The 17,014-nt window shown below is 47.4% G+C and carries 12 protein-coding genes and 3 pseudogenes; 8 read left to right on the top strand and 7 right to left on the bottom strand.

Going from position 1 to position 17,014, the window contains the following annotated elements; genetic code table 11:
• Positions 1–18 precede the first annotated feature (18 nt).
• From C1T21_RS03460 to C1T21_RS03450, 3 genes and pseudogenes are all read left to right on the top strand, one after another.
• A complete protein-coding gene (locus C1T21_RS03460) occupies positions 19–366 on the top strand; it encodes a KGG domain-containing protein (RefSeq protein WP_103047222.1) in 348 nt (115 codons plus the stop codon).
• Between the two features lie 247 nt (positions 367–613).
• On the top strand, positions 614–910 hold the full coding sequence (locus C1T21_RS03455; RefSeq protein WP_103047221.1) for a hypothetical protein: 297 nt from the start codon (positions 614–616) through the stop codon (positions 908–910).
• A gap of 90 nt (positions 911–1,000) precedes the next feature.
• Positions 1,001–1,886 (top strand): annotated as a pseudogene (locus C1T21_RS03450) (helix-turn-helix transcriptional regulator).
• Between the two features lie 190 nt (positions 1,887–2,076).
• Here C1T21_RS03450 and C1T21_RS03445 read toward each other — a convergent pair.
• The 3 genes from C1T21_RS03445 to C1T21_RS03435 all read right to left on the bottom strand — a co-directional run bounded on the left by C1T21_RS03445 (position 2,077) and on the right by C1T21_RS03435 (position 3,841).
• On the bottom strand, positions 2,077–2,682 hold the full coding sequence (locus C1T21_RS03445; protein WP_103047220.1) for an ATPase: 606 nt from the start codon (positions 2,680–2,682) through the stop codon (positions 2,077–2,079).
• Positions 2,679–2,852 (bottom strand): hypothetical protein, encoded by a 174-nt coding sequence (locus tag C1T21_RS27205; protein ID WP_023990932.1) that lies wholly within the window; start codon positions 2,850–2,852, stop codon positions 2,679–2,681. The genes C1T21_RS03445 and C1T21_RS27205 overlap by 4 nt, the downstream gene beginning before the upstream one ends.
• Positions 2,853–3,337: 485 nt before the next feature.
• The gene (locus C1T21_RS03435; protein ID WP_103047218.1) at positions 3,338–3,841 is read right to left on the bottom strand and encodes a hypothetical protein; all 504 of its coding nucleotides are present in this window, start codon (positions 3,839–3,841) and stop codon (positions 3,338–3,340) included.
• Between the two features lie 257 nt (positions 3,842–4,098).
• Between C1T21_RS03435 and C1T21_RS03430 the strand changes: the two genes are divergently transcribed.
• Positions 4,099–5,280, top strand: coding sequence for a serine hydrolase domain-containing protein (locus tag C1T21_RS03430; protein WP_103047217.1), 1,182 nt, complete (start codon positions 4,099–4,101; stop codon positions 5,278–5,280).
• Here the strand turns inward: C1T21_RS03430 and C1T21_RS03425 are convergent.
• Entirely contained in the window at positions 5,266–5,709 is a 444-nt protein-coding gene (locus C1T21_RS03425) for an Lrp/AsnC family transcriptional regulator (protein WP_023990936.1), read from the bottom strand. The genes C1T21_RS03430 and C1T21_RS03425 overlap by 15 nt on opposite strands.
• Before the next feature lie 156 nt (positions 5,710–5,865).
• On the opposite strand from C1T21_RS03425, the gene C1T21_RS03420 reads away from it, so the two are divergent.
• The gene (locus C1T21_RS03420; protein ID WP_103047492.1) at positions 5,866–7,044 is read left to right on the top strand and encodes an MFS transporter; all 1,179 of its coding nucleotides are present in this window, start codon (positions 5,866–5,868) and stop codon (positions 7,042–7,044) included.
• A gap of 147 nt (positions 7,045–7,191) precedes the next feature.
• Here the strand turns inward: C1T21_RS03420 and C1T21_RS28545 are convergent.
• From C1T21_RS28545 to C1T21_RS03410, 3 genes and pseudogenes are all read right to left on the bottom strand, one after another.
• Positions 7,192–7,333, bottom strand: a pseudogene (locus C1T21_RS28545) (SDR family oxidoreductase); the annotation flags it as partial.
• A pseudogene (locus C1T21_RS28540) lies at positions 7,332–7,454 on the bottom strand (SDR family NAD(P)-dependent oxidoreductase); the annotation flags it as partial. The pseudogenes C1T21_RS28545 and C1T21_RS28540, both read right to left, overlap by 2 nt.
• Positions 7,455–7,475: 21 nt before the next feature.
• Positions 7,476–8,420: a helix-turn-helix domain-containing protein gene (locus C1T21_RS03410; protein ID WP_103047216.1), complete on the bottom strand. Its 945-nt coding sequence runs from the start codon at positions 8,418–8,420 to the stop codon at positions 7,476–7,478.
• Positions 8,421–8,586: 166 nt separating this feature from the next.
• On the opposite strand from C1T21_RS03410, the gene C1T21_RS03405 reads away from it, so the two are divergent.
• The 3 genes from C1T21_RS03405 (at position 8,587) to C1T21_RS03395 (ending at position 16,887) form a co-directional block, all read left to right on the top strand.
• Positions 8,587–10,785 (top strand): glycoside hydrolase family 52 protein, encoded by a 2,199-nt coding sequence (locus tag C1T21_RS03405; protein WP_103047215.1) that lies wholly within the window; start codon positions 8,587–8,589, stop codon positions 10,783–10,785.
• Between the two features lie 35 nt (positions 10,786–10,820).
• Positions 10,821–12,986 carry an alpha-glucuronidase family glycosyl hydrolase gene (locus C1T21_RS03400; protein ID WP_103047214.1) on the top strand — a complete coding sequence of 722 codons (2,166 nt, stop codon included), beginning with the start codon at positions 10,821–10,823 and terminating at the stop codon, positions 12,984–12,986.
• Positions 12,987–13,293: 307 nt separating this feature from the next.
• On the top strand, positions 13,294–16,887 hold the full coding sequence (locus C1T21_RS03395; protein WP_103047213.1) for a family 14 glycosylhydrolase: 3,594 nt from the start codon (positions 13,294–13,296) through the stop codon (positions 16,885–16,887).
• Positions 16,888–17,014 lie beyond the last annotated feature (127 nt).

Below are 17,014 nucleotides of genomic sequence, written 5' to 3'. Positions count from 1 at the left end.
GATGAGGAGTGATTGAACATGGCTAACAACAACCAAAATGGCAAACTGAGTCGCGAAGAGGCAGGACGTTTAGGTGGAGAAGCTACTGCTAAAAATCACGACAAAGAATTTTATCAGGAGATTGGCGAAAAAGGTGGCGAAGCCACTTCCAAAAGTCATGGCAAGGACTTCTACCAAGAAATTGGTGAAAAAGGTGGAGAAGCTACTGCCAAAAACCATGACAAGGAATTCTATCAAGAAATCGGACGCAAGGGCGGCGAAGCCCGTGGCAACTCAGACCAAAGTGATAGCGACGGGAAAATGAGCAGGGAAGAAGCAGGCCGCAAAGGCGGCGAGGCCCGCGCCCGTCAACGTAAAAATAACTAACGATAGATCAGGATACGTTGTCGGTGCAGTTGCAATGTAAAGACACAGACTGTATATGGTTACGAAGTATAGTGAATTGTTTATGTTATAAAAGCCTATCTGCCGGAACAACGGCAGATAGGCTTTTTGTGTGAAAGTTACTTTCGTCAACCGATCATACGCCTTACAATATACATAAACAGGGTAATTAACCAATCATACATATTTTATTACAAATGAACGAATTGATTATGGGAGGTTTGCACGAATGTTGATTACAAAGAATAAAACGTCTGCAACTATCTTAAGAATTATATTTTTTTCACTAGTTTTTAGCTGGATTAATTATTATTCAGGTCATCACTCGGCAGAAACCGCTAAGCTAGTTAAAACTACAGATGATTACTTGGTCATACAGAGAGGTGCTTCTAGTGGAGGTGAATATAAAGAATTATATTTTTCCTCAAAGTCTGTGATCCCTCCTCTGGTTATAGGCAAACAATATTATTTCGTGTCTGATCAAAGGTACTTTCAACACCCATATATCCGTTATGTAGTGGAGTAAATTAGAATAAGAGAAAAGAATACATGCAACTCAAGTCAAATATTCCTGCATTCCGGCTGTTAAGATGGAGTCGAAAGGAGGGGAACCCTCGTGTACGAATGGAACGAAATGGTCCAGCTCATGATCGATTGGATTGATAATAATCTTACTTCAGCACCTTCGTTGTTGAGAATGTCCAATCAGTTAGGCTACTCCCCTTACTACTGTACAAAACAGTTTCATTCTCTTACAGGAATGACGTTAAGGGACTATGTATGGATGCGTCGGATTAGTCGTGCCGCACTGGAACTCCGGGATAGCCATGTCCGCATCCTCGATGTTGCAATAAAGTATGGGTTTTCTTCACAGGAGGCTTTTACACGGGCATTTGTAAAAGCGTTCGAGGTAACCCCGGCTGTATACCAGAAAGAGCCCCGACCTATTCCGTTAGCCATTCGCGTTGAGGTGTTCTCTCCTTATCATTACCATTTGAAGGAGCGGGATAAGATGGTTAAGGAGCATTTGCAAGAAGCTGAAGTCAAGATCGAGCATATACCAGCACACAAATTTATTGGAATCTGGGATACTTCTTCTCGGAACTACGGCGATTTCTGGAGAAACGGTCACAATTGTGATGAAATTTGCGGGACATTGGAAAGCATGTCTCATCTCAAGCTTCCCAAACAGTTGGGTCAAACTGCGGGCTGGTTCTATCAAGATGGTCAGAAGGGCTATCTCTATGGAATATCGGTCGCCGCTGACTACGCCGGAGAGATTCCCGCAGGAATGAAGTGCCGGGACATCCCCGAATCAGATTCCACCCTTCAATTATTTAAAAAACAACGGAGACGTTATGAGAATGGTGGAGGAGAAGGCTTGGAACTTTGACCCTAGCAGCCTGGGATATGAATGGGATGAGGAAACAAAGCAGGATTATCAGCGACATTTCCCAGAAGGATACGGCTACGCAGTGTTACGTCCAGTGAAAAAAGTGTAGAGAAAAAGAATCCCAAGAAGCCGCTACGATCAGGATGCTGTTCATCCTCTTGCTAAAGTCTGTTGAAAAATAATAACAGTTTATTACTAACGGGTTCCATTTTGAGGGCAATACACATCGAATTGACATTGTGGACACAATACGATGTAAATATAGAATAAACCGATCACTGAATCATACAGTGATCGGTTTATTCTTGATCAGCATTTTTATTTTGCAAGTAACTATCAATGATTTTAACCCAATCCGGTAACAACGCCACATGATGTTTTATCGTTTCACTATCTGATTCCAATACAATCACGCCATCTGAGCTGCTGTTGTCAATGACAATTAAATGATCGATAAGTTTAAGATGTAAGAGCAGATTGTCCAGTGAGGTCTGATGCCGTCTTATAATATCTGCGGTATCAATATGATGACCCCCATTTCGAACTCGTGCAGCAACTCGCTCGATATTAAGACGATAATCACCAAGGCCCACATAAAACATGATAACTTCAAAGCCATTTTCTTTTGCCACTCGCATTTGTCGAATCACATTGCCACCAGCAAGTGTCGTCTCTACGGTAAAATCTCGTTTATTTCTTATACAATCCCGCGCTAGCTTAATCGCTTCCTTTCCTGCCGATACTTTGTGTCGATCAGGGTTTTCACGATCAATCCCTCGCGCTAACGCATCTGGATCGATATTAACACTTACACCCAGTCTATCAACGATTAGATTGCGAATTGTACTCTTACCACTTCCGTTGTTTCCTGCGAATACAAACATAGTAGCAAACGGCTCATTCATGATAAAATATCCTGTTCTTTAATTCGTTCGACTTGACCATTACTGTACTCTTTAACAAATTGACCATCCGGTGTTTTGTAGACGATATATGTGCCATTTGCTTTAGCGTCCAGTTTTGCTCTATCTCCAGTTAGTTTGATTAACTTGCCTAGGTCGTGTGTACGATTCATTCAGCCATCACCATCCCATCCAAATCATATATCGAGAGTATATCATAAATCGAAAAGTCTGAAAGAATCCAGCGTCACTCAAATCCATACGAATACCGCACGGCTAAAAATCGTGACAAGTAAATAGGATCGAAATATCGTTCTTTTTAATACATTTTAATAAATAAATTTGGAATAAATGCTACCTTCAGCTTTTTTTATTCGTCTATAACAACAAATACAATTGCGGAGGTATAGGCAATGAAATCTTTTCGTTTTTGGCTAGTCCTAATCTCATGTCTAGTTATTACTGTTAATATTACGGGGTACGACGACTATAATATACTATTGGCTATCATTAGCCCGCTAGTTTGGATGTATGAATCATTTCGATTTGTGCGAGAGGCAAACATCCCCATAACCATTGTTTACTTCACTACACTAATTTTCTGGTATCTCATTGGATACGCTTTGGACCGTTTGATTAGAAAATTGAAAAATTAAAATCACTTGAAATTACCTTCTAAATTGTCGTCTACTTTGTCAGGCTCGTACTCGACCGTTCTATAGTCAGGTGATGAAGGAATCATATTGATCACAACATTTCTCATTTGTAGCTTGTACTTTCCTTCCTCAAAAGCAAGAATATGATTAATGGAAGGTAACTCCATATCCTCATATTTCGTTATCGACGAAACAACAATCTTGGAAGGGTTAGAATCATCCACAGACACGATACGATAATCAATCGGTGTTCCCTGAGCTTTTAGAAAGTTAAGCCGTGCCTGTTCTGTTTTAAAGCGATAATCATCAGACAGTGAAAGCATCTTATCGTAATCGCGACTCATAGAAGCGTTCATATATTCTGAAAATGTCGAGACAGCAGCCTCTTTGGGCTTATCGGGAAGTTTATAAGATTCCTTACCTCCTCCAAAACCTGTAGCAATTACGGTCAAAATCCCTCCTAAGACAACCAAGCAAGCCAACTTATTACGCGATACAATCCTCAATAAATAAAACCCCCTTTGTTGTAAATTTTACCACCTATTTTCAACGTATCTCAACTTAAAAAGGCACTGTAAAACGCAGCATAACTTCTTGTAAAATCCCATTCATTTAAATCCAAGGCCATTCTTTTAATATAATTTTATTTTAACGTAAATACTCACTGAATACCTTTGTTACCTTATGTAATGTCGTCTTCCCATCCTGTAAACTAAGTTCCATCAAGCGGTAACCGCTGGATCATAGAGAGGATGAGATATTTATGGGTTTGGATAATAGAGTTTTTGCGATACAAGCTGGTCTGGACGGACGTGTAAATGCAGTTATAGATCAAACCCTTGCCGAGAAGCGCCTGGTTGGCGCAGTCGTCATGATATATATGGACGGTTCACCCGTGTATGTCCGAGCGGCGGGGCTGGCTGATCGAGAAGAACAACGTCCTATGCATGAGGATGCTTTATTTCGGCTTTCTTCTGTATCCAAACCGATTGTATCTACTGCGGCTTTGGTTTTGGCAGCCCAAGGATTGATTAAGCTCGATGAATCTATTGAACGCTGGTTGCCCGATTTTCGCCCCAGATTAATCAGTGGTGAGCAGCCCTCCATTACAGTACGCCAATTGTTGACACATACAGCCGGGTTGACCTATGGCTTTTTAGAGGAAGAAGGCGGCGGCCCCTATCATCGTGCAGGCGTATCAGATGGCATGGATTTTTCAAATCTTACGCTGGAAGAGAACTTGCAACGTTTGGCTTCTGTGCCTCTGTTATATACACCGGGTAAAGCGTGGGGATATTCGATTGCTACTGATGTGCTCGGCGCTATCATTAGCCGTGTATGTGGCACAACCCTTGATGCAGCTGTTAAAAAGCTCGTTACAGAACCTCTCGGTATGCACGACACCAGTTTCGCGGTCGCGGATGCCGGACGGCTTGCGGCTCCTTATGTCAACGATATATCAGAACCCCGGCGGATGCGTGAGCTTGAGGTTGCGCAGGTTTTTGAAGGCACCGCAGGACTTCGTTTTCAGCCTGCACGAGCCTTTGATCCCACGGCTTTCCACTCTGGTGGCTCGGGTATGATTGGCAGCGCAAAAGATTTCATGCGCCTGCTGGAAACACTGCGAAACGGCGGCAATCCGTTACTTTCAGAGGAATGGGTCCGTGAAATGGGCACCATCCAGACCGGGAACCTTCCCTTGGCAGGCTGGCCGGGGCGGGGCTTTGGACTGGGATTCACCGTACTCCAAAATTCCGACGAAAGTGGAACAGCAGAATCACCCGGAACGTGGCGTCTCGGAGGAGCTTACGGTCATTCGTGGTTCGTTGATCCCGCACTAAGACTCAGTGTGGTCGCCTTTACCAATACAGCATTTGAAGGGATGTCAGGTCCGTTTACAACCGAGCTTTGCCAAGCCATTTACGGTAGCTCAAATAGGGTCTAATAAAGTGGGGGTTACATGTTTATGGTCTACAGGCGAGGACAGGACAATTAACGTGGTAGAGTGCCCGTGCTTTCCACACTCATCCCCGAACTGCTCCAGCTTGAGCATAGACTCAACCATGACTTTCAGTAAGTAATTTTGCTCGCCGCTGATTCTATGGCACTCAATGACTTCAGGTGCAGATTGGCAAAACTCAACAAATGAATTGCATTGATTCGTGTGCACGAGCACGTGAGCCATGATCGGCTTTCCAACTTTCTCATGTGAAACTATGGCACGATACCCGGTGATAATACCTTTATCCTCCATGCGCCGCACTCTTTCCGTTACGGCAGGCTGGGAAAGTCCAACCTCCTTACCCAGCTCGGTCATGGAGATACGCGCCTGGTTTTGTAGACACAACAAAATTTTATGATCTACTTGATCCATCAAATCCACCTCCTTAAGTCCAAGGTAATATTGCAAAAACACAATTATTATTATGTATTATTTCGAATATCGCCTTATTATTTTATGATTTAATGAAATATTAGCATGCAAAATCAAGGACGTAAAGCAGGAAGACATGGAGAGGGAATGAAACTAATGAAATATAGTAAGCCCCTGCTTTTCATTGCGCTTGGCCTATTCGGTGTATACACGATTGAGTTCGGTGTGGTTGGCATTTTGCCGGTCATCATTGAACGTTTTCATATTACGGCAGCTCAGGCCGGGTTTCTTGTCAGTTCATTTGCATTGATCATCGCGCTGTTCGGTCCCTTCATGGTGCTATTGATGTCCAGGTTTAACCGCAAGCGAATCATGACAATGTCGTTGTTTGTTTTTGCCGTAACAAGCTTGCTGTCAGCCTATACATCCAACTTTTATCTACTAGTGATTTTACGTATCATTCCGGCCCTGTTTCACCCGGTGTATTTCTCGCTTGCCTTTGTCGCCGCCACTGCGTTGTATCCCCCGGAAAAAGCAACGCAAGCTTCCGCCAAGGCCTTTCTCGGCACGAGCATGGGAATGGTACTCGGTATTCCAATTACGGCCTATATCGCCAATCAATTTTCATACGAGGCCTCCTTCTGGTTTACTGCGGTAGCGAATGGGATTGCAGGGATCGGTATTTTATTTATGCTGCCGGATACACCGCAAGCCGAAATGTTCTCCTATCGGAAGCAGCTTGGCATTTTGCGTAAAGTATCGCTGTGGCTCAATATCGGGGCGGCTACTTTTATTTTTGCAGCCATGTTCTCGGTGTATAGCTATTCTGCCGAATATTTGGGGCAAAATACAGGGATGAGCAGCAATATTATCAGTTTTCTGCTTATTATTTTCGGCATCGGCGGAATGCTCGGCAATCTGTTGGCTGGCAAGCTCATGGGCTTGCATAAGGTACGGACCGCTCTTTTTCATCCAGTAGTCTTGGGGGGCACCTATTTGCTGTTGTACGGGATCAGTTCTTCATTTATCCCTACGCTCTTCATCATTATCGTGTGGGGGGCCGTTCATACGAGCGGGCTGATTGTCGCCCAGATTTGGGTGATTGATGAGGCCAAAGAAGCTCCTGCGTTTGCCAACAGTCTTTATATCTCGTTTATTAACCTTGGGGTCTCACTGGGCTCGCTGGCAGGGGGATGGTTTATTGCCAGAGCGGGGATCCATGGGACGTTGTGGAGCGGTTTGCTGTTCGCTATGCTGGCGATGGTATGCATCGGGTCTAAAGTGATTTATCCGCGTATTCTTCGAAAATATAAAGGATTAGATATGCAAAGCTAAAGAGTTGCAAGAGGGCCAAGCCTGTTATCATAAAAAACCGGTTCAACACTTTGTATGGTGTTGAACCGATTTTTGTTTAAAGATTGATTCCTGCCTGTCGGATTGGATCAGAATGAAACATGCACACTTCGTTGCGAATTGGATCAACGTATAACCACCATCCGGGAACAGCACGCTTCCGGTGGTAAACTTGTTCGTCATCAGATACAACATTAACCCGTACTGGGGCCAATTCTACTGCCAACGCCTTGCCCAAACTTTCAATCGCGCCGTTAGCCGCTCCATAGGATGACCTTCTTCGCCTGCTCCAGTTTTTCTACGGAACGCCCAGCGATCACGATGCTTGCCCCTTGCTTTGCTGCTTCTATGGCTGTTGTCAGCCCTATACCTGCACTGCCGCCAATCACTATTTTTAAGTCATACTTACTTTTTTATTCAGACGGGTTGTCCTGCACCGTGCTTTTGCGATAGGATGTCGGCGACTGGCCCGACCAGCGCTTGAACTGTCTGCTAAAATGCGCAATATCCCCATAGCCGAGCATATCGGCAATTTGTTGTACCGACCATTGCGGATCAGCCAACAGCAACTTGGCCTCATGCAGCACAAGCCCGGATAGATACACACGAGGAGATACGCCGAAAACGCTACGGAATACACGATTACAATGGGACACGCTAATACCTAGCTCGGATGAAATCCCCTCGATCCCATCCTGTTTTTCCACCGATCCGGCCTGCCCATAGGGCTGATTCACTCTGCCCTGAAGACGACTGGCAATCTGATGGGCAAGCTCTGCCTGCACATATCCACGCCCCGGCAGATGGGCCGCTTCACTGGATACAGCCTCCCACAACGTTGCGAACAGTTCAAACACAGCAGATTGAATCCGCATACGCTTTGCCACCGAATCACTACCTACTCCTATGTCTTCTGGCGTTGAAAGATCGAGCAGCTTGCTCAACGCTGGTCCCATTTGACCTGCCACGGTGCCTTCAGCTGGAAACATAACCTGCTCCAGACGACTCAGGAGCGAGAGAAACAGCTTATCATCAATGTCGAAATGCATACAAAAATACGTAAATCCTTCTCCGTTACTATGGCTCGAATGGACAATACCCGGGCGCAGCAGCACCAGATCACCCTGTCGCTGGGTATAGCTGCGACCATCCACAACCATGATCTGTTCTCCCACAAGCACGATGTTAATTTCATATTGAGGATGCTCGTGTGGCGGATAGCTCCACTCTCTTCCGACACTTCGTGTATGAATGGCAAACAAATTGACCGTGGTCCGTACATCGGGAAAAAAGAATTCCTCTCTGGCAGCTGTAAGGTCTGGATGATGGGGACGATTCGGTAACCGTGATGACGACATGTTTTCCCTCCTGGCTTACTTACATGGATATACTCCAGTATATCGCTTTCAGCGCGATTTGGATAAATAGTTGCGCGATTTGACAATGGTTCCCCGCCACATGACATGCTAGGCTCTAAGTGAAGTTAGTCAAAGTTAAACTTTATTCTGAAAGGGGTTTCATTATATGTCGAAAAATATATTTTATAACACGCAGCACGCACCTATCGGTTCCTTTTCCAGCTTTACGCTTGGGTTTAAGGGCAATCGCGGCGGACTTGGTTTGGAGCTGGGCAAGCCTGCCGATGAAAATGTATATATCGGGCTGCAATCCAGAGATGGCGGAGCATACGAGGCGCTTCCCTTTTTTGCATCCACACAGGATGAAAGTGCCCGCTATGATGTGGAGAAAAAGGGTAAACGAACGGAACCGCAGCTTATGGCCTTTGCCGATTCCGACATTACTCGTGAACTAAAAGCAGGAACGGATACATGGCAGGCTGGAGATTTGACGTTCCGGCTGTACTCTCCTGTTCGCCCGGTGCCCGAGCCGGGAAATGCGGGTATGGATGAGTTGCGGGCAGCGTTGGTCCCGGCGGTATTCGCCGAGCTAACAGTCGATAACACGCAGGGGACTGCAGCACGAAAGGCTTTTTTCGGCTATCAGGGCAGTGATCCGTATAGCGGCATACGCATTATAGGAGAAGATCCGCGCAGGGACGCTACGGATTCTACCCCATTGGAGGGAAGACTCACAGGCATCGGCCAAGGGCGCAGCACAGCCATTGTGACCAACAGCAGTGAAGCGGTACCTGCCAGCGGATTTGCAATAGAGAAGCTGCTTGGGGAGACCATGGCCGAGAATTTATCCTTTGGCCTGGGCACGACGGGTGCGCTCCTGATGGACGTTCCCGCAGGTGAGAAGCGCACATATACCTTCGCCATATGCTTCTATCGCGGCGGCATCGTAACGACAGGCATCGAAGCATCGTATTACTATACCCGGCTGTTCAAGGATATTGAAGACGCGGGGAGCTATGCATTGAAGCATTTTACAGACCTCACCGCAGCCTGTGTTCAGGCTAATCGCTGGATAGAGTCGGCCAACCTGAGCCCCGATCAGGAATTCATGCTCGCTCAGGCGATCCACAGCTACTACGGCAGCACCCAACTGCTTAGTCACCAAGCGGATGGAGAACCGATCTGGGTTGTGAACGAAGGCGAGTATCGGATGATGAATACACTCGATTTGACGGCTGATCAGCTCTACTATGAATTGATTTTAAATCCATGGACGGTACGCAACGAGCTGGAGTGGTTTGTCCAAAGGTACAGCTATCGGGATGAGGTACGCTTTCCAGGAGAGGAACAGACCTATCCGGGTGGTATCACGTTTACGCATGATATGGGGGTGGCCAACGTGTTCTCCCGGCAGGGGTACTCCTGTTATGAGCTGGCTGGGATTGACGACTGCTTCTCTTACATGAGCCACGAGGAACTGGTGAACTGGCTTTGCTGCGCCACAGTATATATCGAGCAGACACAGGACCAGTCATTTACAACACGTATGCTGCCTGTCTTGTGTGACTGCTTTGAAAGCATGCTACGGCGGGATCACCCCGACCCGGCACAACGAAACGGCTTGATGGGCTTGGACAGCTCTAGAACCCGGGGCGGCGCGGAAATTACGACCTACGACAGTCTGGACGTATCTCTGGGTCAGTCCCGCAACAACATTTATCTAGGCAGCAAATGCTGGGCGGTATATGTTGCACTGGAAAAGATATTTGCCTCAAAAGGGCTTAACTCCCTCTCACAGGAGGCTGGCTTACAGGCGGACAAATGCGCAGCAGCCATCACAGCACACATGACAGACAAGGGCTATATTCCTGCAGTTATTAAGGAAGGCAATGACTCGCAGATTATTCCTGCCATTGAGGGACTGATCTTCCCTTACTTTACAGGATGTGAGGCTGCGCTTAAGTCTGATGGACGGTTCGGTGGATATATCCAAGCACTGCGGCGTCATTTGGAAACTGTACTGGTACCGGGAGTTTGTCTGTTTGAAGACGGAGGCTGGAAGCTGTCCTCGACCAGTAACAACTCCTGGCTGAGCAAAATCTATCTGTCACAGTTTATTGCCCGCGAGCTGCTGGAACTGCCTTGGGAAGAAGCTGGGCAGGCCGCAGACGCTGCCCACGTCTCATGGCTCCTTCACCCTGAAGAATCCTATTGGTGCTGGAGCGATCAGATACTCTCCGGCATTGCTCACGGCAGCAAATATTATCCGCGCGGAGTTACCGCTATTTTGTGGCTGTATGAAGGCAACGGCAATCGCCTGACTCTCCCTGAGCATATGAGTCAGGATCAGGAACAGCATGTCTGAGGATCATCTTCACCTGCCCAAAAGGAGGCTCCAATATGAGCAAGCTTATGGATATCCCAAAAGAGAGCGGCTATGCGGCTTGGCTGCATTACCGCCGCAATAGTAAGGTAGAAAAGCTGCCCGCTTGGTGCAGGGTCATCGTGGTCCATGAGACAGATGAAGTACTTGAATCGGCTGCGAGTGAGCTTCAGCACGGATTGACCTCCATGTTTGGACAGCAGCCGAAGATCAGCGCCGTTCCTGTGAATGCGCCATTCATTGCACTGGGTACGTTCCCAGCGCATCCTTTGGTCGCAGAACGATTCAGCGCAGAGGAACAGGCAGAAGTGGGCGCAGAAGGCTACCGAATTCGCGGGATAGAGATGCCAGATCCGGCTTCAGCTTCGCATGGTAACGATGAGTTCAAAGGACAATACGTTACAGTCGCAGGGCAGACCTCCAAAGGCGTATTGTACGGAGTCTTTCATCTGCTGCGCTACCTGCAGGGAGGACTAGATGGGAAGTTGAAGCCCACCACCGAATCATTGCACGCCCCCATTCTAGACCAATTATCCAACCCTGCTAATCCCATCCGCATGATCAACCACTGGGATAACATGGATGGTAGTGTTGAACGTGGATATGCGGGTGGGTCCATTTTCTACGACAATAATGCCTTTGCTACAAATAGGGAGCGCCTGCGAGACTATGCCCGTCTACTCGCTTCTGTAGGCATTCAAGCGCTATCCATTAACAATGTGAATGTCCATCAGGTAGAAACCGAGCTGATTACAGATAAATTCCTACCGGATGTGGCTAAAGTAGCTGCGGTATTTCGCGCCTATGGCATACAGATCTACTTGAGCATTAACTATGCCAGTCCTATTCAGCTCGGCGGGTTAACCACAGCCGATCCCCTGGAACCTGCTGTAGCTGAATGGTGGCAGACCAAAGCCCAGGAAGTTTACGCCGCCGTTCCTGATCTGGGTGGTTTTGTGGTCAAAGCCGATTCCGAAAATCGACCTGGACCGTTCAGCTACGGGCGCCATCACGCCGATGGAGCCAATATGCTGGCAGATGCGTTGCAGCCCTTTGGCGGACGTGTGATTTGGCGCTGCTTTGTCTACAACTGCAAGCAGGACTGGCGCGATCGCAAGACAGATCGGGCCTGCGCAGCCTTTGACCATTTTAAACCGCTGGATGGACTGTTTCGAGAAAATGTCATTTTACAGATCAAAAATGGTCCCATGGATTTTCAGGTGCGGGAGCCTGTCTCCCCCCTATTCGGTGCGCTGGAATCCACTCAGGTACTGCTGGAATTTCAAATTGCGCAAGAGTACACCGGCCAACAGAAGCATCTATGTTACCTTGTTCCCCAATGGAAGGAAGTATTGGATTTTGACACCTACGCCCAAGGAAAAGGCTCCACCATCAAGCGTATCGTGAGTGGCGCTCTGCATTCTCCAAAGCATACCAACTATGGAATAGCCGCTGTATCCAATATTGGCGCAGACACCAATTGGACCGGACATTTGCTCGCCCAGTCCAATCTTTATGGCTATGGTCGGTTGGCTTGGGACCCGGAGCTGTCCGCAGACAAAATCGCTGATGAGTGGGTTCGGCTGACGTTTGGCAGACAAGGGAATACCGACGGCGGCACAGATTTAATTTCTACCATTAAACAGATGCTGCTCGATTCATGGAATATCTACGAATCCTACACCGCCCCTCTCGGAGTCGGCTGGATGGTCAGTCCCGATCACCACTATGGGCCGGATGTAGACGGGTACGAATATTCCATGTGGGGCACCTACCATTTTGCTGATTGCTGGGGGATCGGGGTAGATCGCACGACTGCAACCGGAACGGGCTATGCAGGACAATATTTTTCTCCCAATACTGATATCTACGAATCTACGGACACCTGCCCGGATGAGCTGCTCTTATTCTTTCACCATGTTCCTTATACACATTTGCTCCACTCTGGCCAAACCGTCATACAGCACATTTATGATACCCATTTTGAAGGTGCAGAACGTGCGGCCCATCTCCGAGATACATGGGTTAGTCTACAAGGGCAACTGAATGATGCCATGTATGAACAGGTGCTGGAGCGGCTGGAGCATCAGGCTGAGCACGCCAAAGAATGGCGGGATCGGATCAATACGTATTTTTATCGCAAAAGTGGTATTCCCGACGAAAGGAATCGCCCTATTTATTAAGTAAGCTGTCTCGGCAATACTTTCATACAGACTGGAACAAAGCTTCTCAACGCCTAGGTTCGCTTTTTCCTATACTGGCATTGGCTATCGGTACATCACTAAAAGGCATGCGTCTTACTCAGACCTATGCCTTATTTTTTTGCCTGAAAACTTTTAAGCACACGGTTGCTTACGTAAAATGTCATATTTGTCCACTCTGAGTGTGCAATAAATTCTTCTTTTTATGCAACCGCTTGCTTTATACTGTTTTTGTAGACGTTTACAAAAGTTTGTCGAATTAGACTATGCTTTGGGGAGGATGATCGGTTTGACCTTGTATCGAAGTCTATGGAACAAAGGGTGCCTGATTCTGCTAAGCCTTGTACTATCTCTGACCGCCTTCATTGGCTCACCCTCCAATACGGCGAGCGCCGCGGTTGCTGATGATTTTCAAGCTTCTGTCATGGGACCGTTGGCGAAAATTAATGACTGGGGTGCCTTCAAAAAGCAACTGCAAACACTGAAAAGTAACGGTGTTTATGCTATTACCACCGACGTCTGGTGGGGCCATGTGGAGAGCGCAGGAGATAACCAGTTCGATTGGAGCTACTACAAGACCTATGCAGATGCCGTGAAAGAAGTGGGATTGAAGTGGGTTCCTATTATCTCTACGCATAAGTGTGGGGGAAATGTGGGGGATGATTGCAACATCCCGCTGCCAAGCTGGCTGTCGAGCAAGGGCAGTGCAGATGAAATGCAGTTCAAGGACGAAAGCGGTTTTGCCAATAACGAAGCCCTCTCTCCATTATGGAGCGGGACTGGTAAACAATATGACGAGCTGTATGCCTCATTTGCTCAAACCTTTGCTAGCTACAAAAGCATCATTCCCAAAATTTATTTAAGCGGTGGGCCCTCTGGAGAATTGCGATATCCTTCATACTATCCGTCAGCGGGATGGAGTTATCCTGCACGGGGCAAATTCCAAGCCTACACTGAAACAGCTAAAAGTGCGTTCCGCACGGCCATGAATGAAAAGTATGGATCAATGGACAAGATTAATGCAGCATGGGGCACCAAGCTGAGCAGCCTTAGCCAAATCAATCCGCCGACCGATGGGGACGGATTTTACACGAATGGCGGGTATAATTCCACGTATGGGAAGGATTTTTTGTCGTGGTACCAAAGCGTGCTTGAGAAGCATCTGGGCGTCATCGGAGCTGCTGCACACAAAAACTTCGATTCTGTGTTCGGTGTCCGTATCGGAGCCAAGATTTCCGGTCTGCACTGGCAGATGAACAATCCTGCCATGCCTCACAGCACAGAGCAAGCAGGTGGATATTATGATTACAACCGTCTCATTCAGAAATTCAAGGATGCCGATCTAGACTTGACATTTACTTGCCTGGAGATGAGTGACAGTGGCACAGCACCGAATTATTCGTTGCCGTCCACCCTGGTTGATACCGTCTCCTCGATCGCGAATGCCAAGGGTGTTCGCCTGAATGGTGAAAATGCACTCCCGACAGGCGGCAGCGGCTTCCAAAAAATCGAGGAGAAAATCACGAAGTTCGGTTATCACGGGTTTACGTTATTGCGCATCAACAATCTCGTCAACAATGATGGCTCACCAACCGGTGAGTTGAGTGGATTCAAACAGTATATCGTAAACAAGGCCAAGCCCGGCGATAACGGTGGCGGTACAGGCAACAAAGTAACGATATACTACAAAAAAGGCTTCAACTCACCTTACATTCACTACCGTCCGGCTGGCGGAAGCTGGACTGCTGCGCCTGGTGTGAAAATGCAGGATGCCGAAATTAGCGGCTATGCCAAAATTACCGTCGATATCGGGTCTGCCTCCCAATTGGAAGCCGCTTTTAACGACGGTAATAACAGCTGGGACAGCAACAACACCAAAAACTACTCCTTCAGCACGGGCACTTCTACTTACACGCCCGGTAACAGCGGCAATGCGGGAACGATCACATCAGGCGCTCCAGCGGGCACGATTCCCGGGGATGGCGGCGGTACAACTAACAAGGTAACGGTATACTACAAAAAAGGCTTTAACTCGCCTTACATTCACTACCGCCCGGCTGGTGGAAACTGGACTGCCGTACCCGGTGTGAAAATGCAGGATGCCGAGATTAGCGGCTATGCTAAAATTACCGTCGATATCGCTTCTGCCTCCCAATTGGAAGCCGCTTTTAACGACGGCAATAACAGCTGGGACAGCAACAACACAAAAAACTACCTTTTCAGCACGGGAATTTCTACCTACACACCCGGCTCTAACGGAGCCGCAGGAACTATTCGAACGGGGGCACCTTCGGGGAGCATCCTCAGCGTAGGGACTTCCACCTACACAACCAACCTCAACGAAGTTGCAGGACCTATCCAAACAGTGGAACTTTCGGGTGCATCCTTAAATGTAGGCACTTCTACGTACGTACCCAACTCTAACGGGGTTGAAGTAACTATTCAAACGGAGGCGCCTTCGGGCGCCTTCACTCCTATAGATCTGAATACCCTCTCCAAGCCCACTCCCCTCAACACAGACTGGAGCAAACAGAGCATTTATTTTATCATGACAGACCGATTTAGCAACGGAGATCCATCCAACGATAATTACGGTGGTTTCAATTCCAACAACAGCGATCAGCGCAAGTGGCATGGTGGCGATTTTCAAGGTATTATTAACCAACTCGACTACATTAAAAATATGGGGTTTACCGCCATCTGGATTACTCCGGTAACGATGCAAAAGAGCGAATACGCTTACCACGGCTATCATACGTATGATTTTTATGCGGTAGACGGACATCTTGGTACCATGGACAAGTTCAAAGAGCTGGTTGGTAAAGCACACGACAAAAATATCGCTGTTATGCTGGACGTAGTTCCCAATCACACTGGCGATTTTCAACCTGGGAACGGCATCGCCAAGGCTCCTTTTGACAAAGCGGACTGGTATCATCACAATGGCGACATCACAGGAGCAGACTACAGCTCCAACAACCAATCGAAAATCGAAAACGGTGACGTGGCTGGATTAGACGACCTGAATCAGGACAACCCTGCAACAGCAAATGAGCTCAAAAACTGGATCAAATGGCTGTTGAACGAGTCGGGGGTCGACGGACTGCGGGTGGACACTGTGAAGCATGTACCCAAAGGGTTCCTGAAGGATTTTGACCAAGCGGCCAATACCTTTACCATCGGTGAGATTTTTAGTGGCGACCCCGCTTATGTGGGCGATTATACCCGATATCTCGATGCCGCGCTGGATTTTCCGATGTATTATACAATCAAGGATGTGTTCGGACACGATCAATCTATGAAGAAAATCAAGGAGCGCTACTCAGATGATCGTCACTATCGCGATGCCCAGACCAACGGGGTATTTATCGACAATCATGATGTAAAACGTTTCCTGAATGACGCCTCTGGCAAGCCGGGTGCTAACTATGACAAATGGCCTCAGCTCAAAGCTGCCTTAGGCTTTACTTTGACCTCACGCGGGATTCCTATCATCTATCAAGGCACCGAGCAAGGCTTTAGTGGCGGAGATGATCCTGCTAACCGGGAAAACGTTGTGTTTAACGCCAATCATGATCTGTATCAGTACATCGCTAAGCTGAACCGTGTGCGCAACAGCCACCCTGCCCTGCAAAACGGGAGCCAAAAGGAAAAATGGGTAGACGACTCCTTTTACAGCTTCCAGCGCTCTAAAAACGGCGACGAGGCCATCGTACTTATCAACAACTCATGGAGCAGTCAAACTCGCACGATTGGCAACTTCGACAATCTGTCCAACGGTACCCGTCTGACCAACCAACTGAGCAACGACTCCATTCAGATCAACAACGGTTCGATCACCGTGACTCTTGCTCCAAAGGAAGTTAAAATTTTCACTAAGTAACAGTCACATTCAGTCACATTCAGTCATATTCAGTTACATTGATTATTCAGATGCGCTAAAATAAGTTATAGAAGGATATGCTAAAAAAGAGCAAGGATGCTGGTAACATCCCTACTCTTGGCAACAG

Source organism: Paenibacillus sp. F4 (assembly GCF_002894905.1).
Classification (GTDB): domain Bacteria; phylum Bacillota; class Bacilli; order Paenibacillales; family Paenibacillaceae; genus Paenibacillus; species Paenibacillus polymyxa_B.
This window is presented reverse-complemented; position numbering and strand designations above follow the sequence as displayed.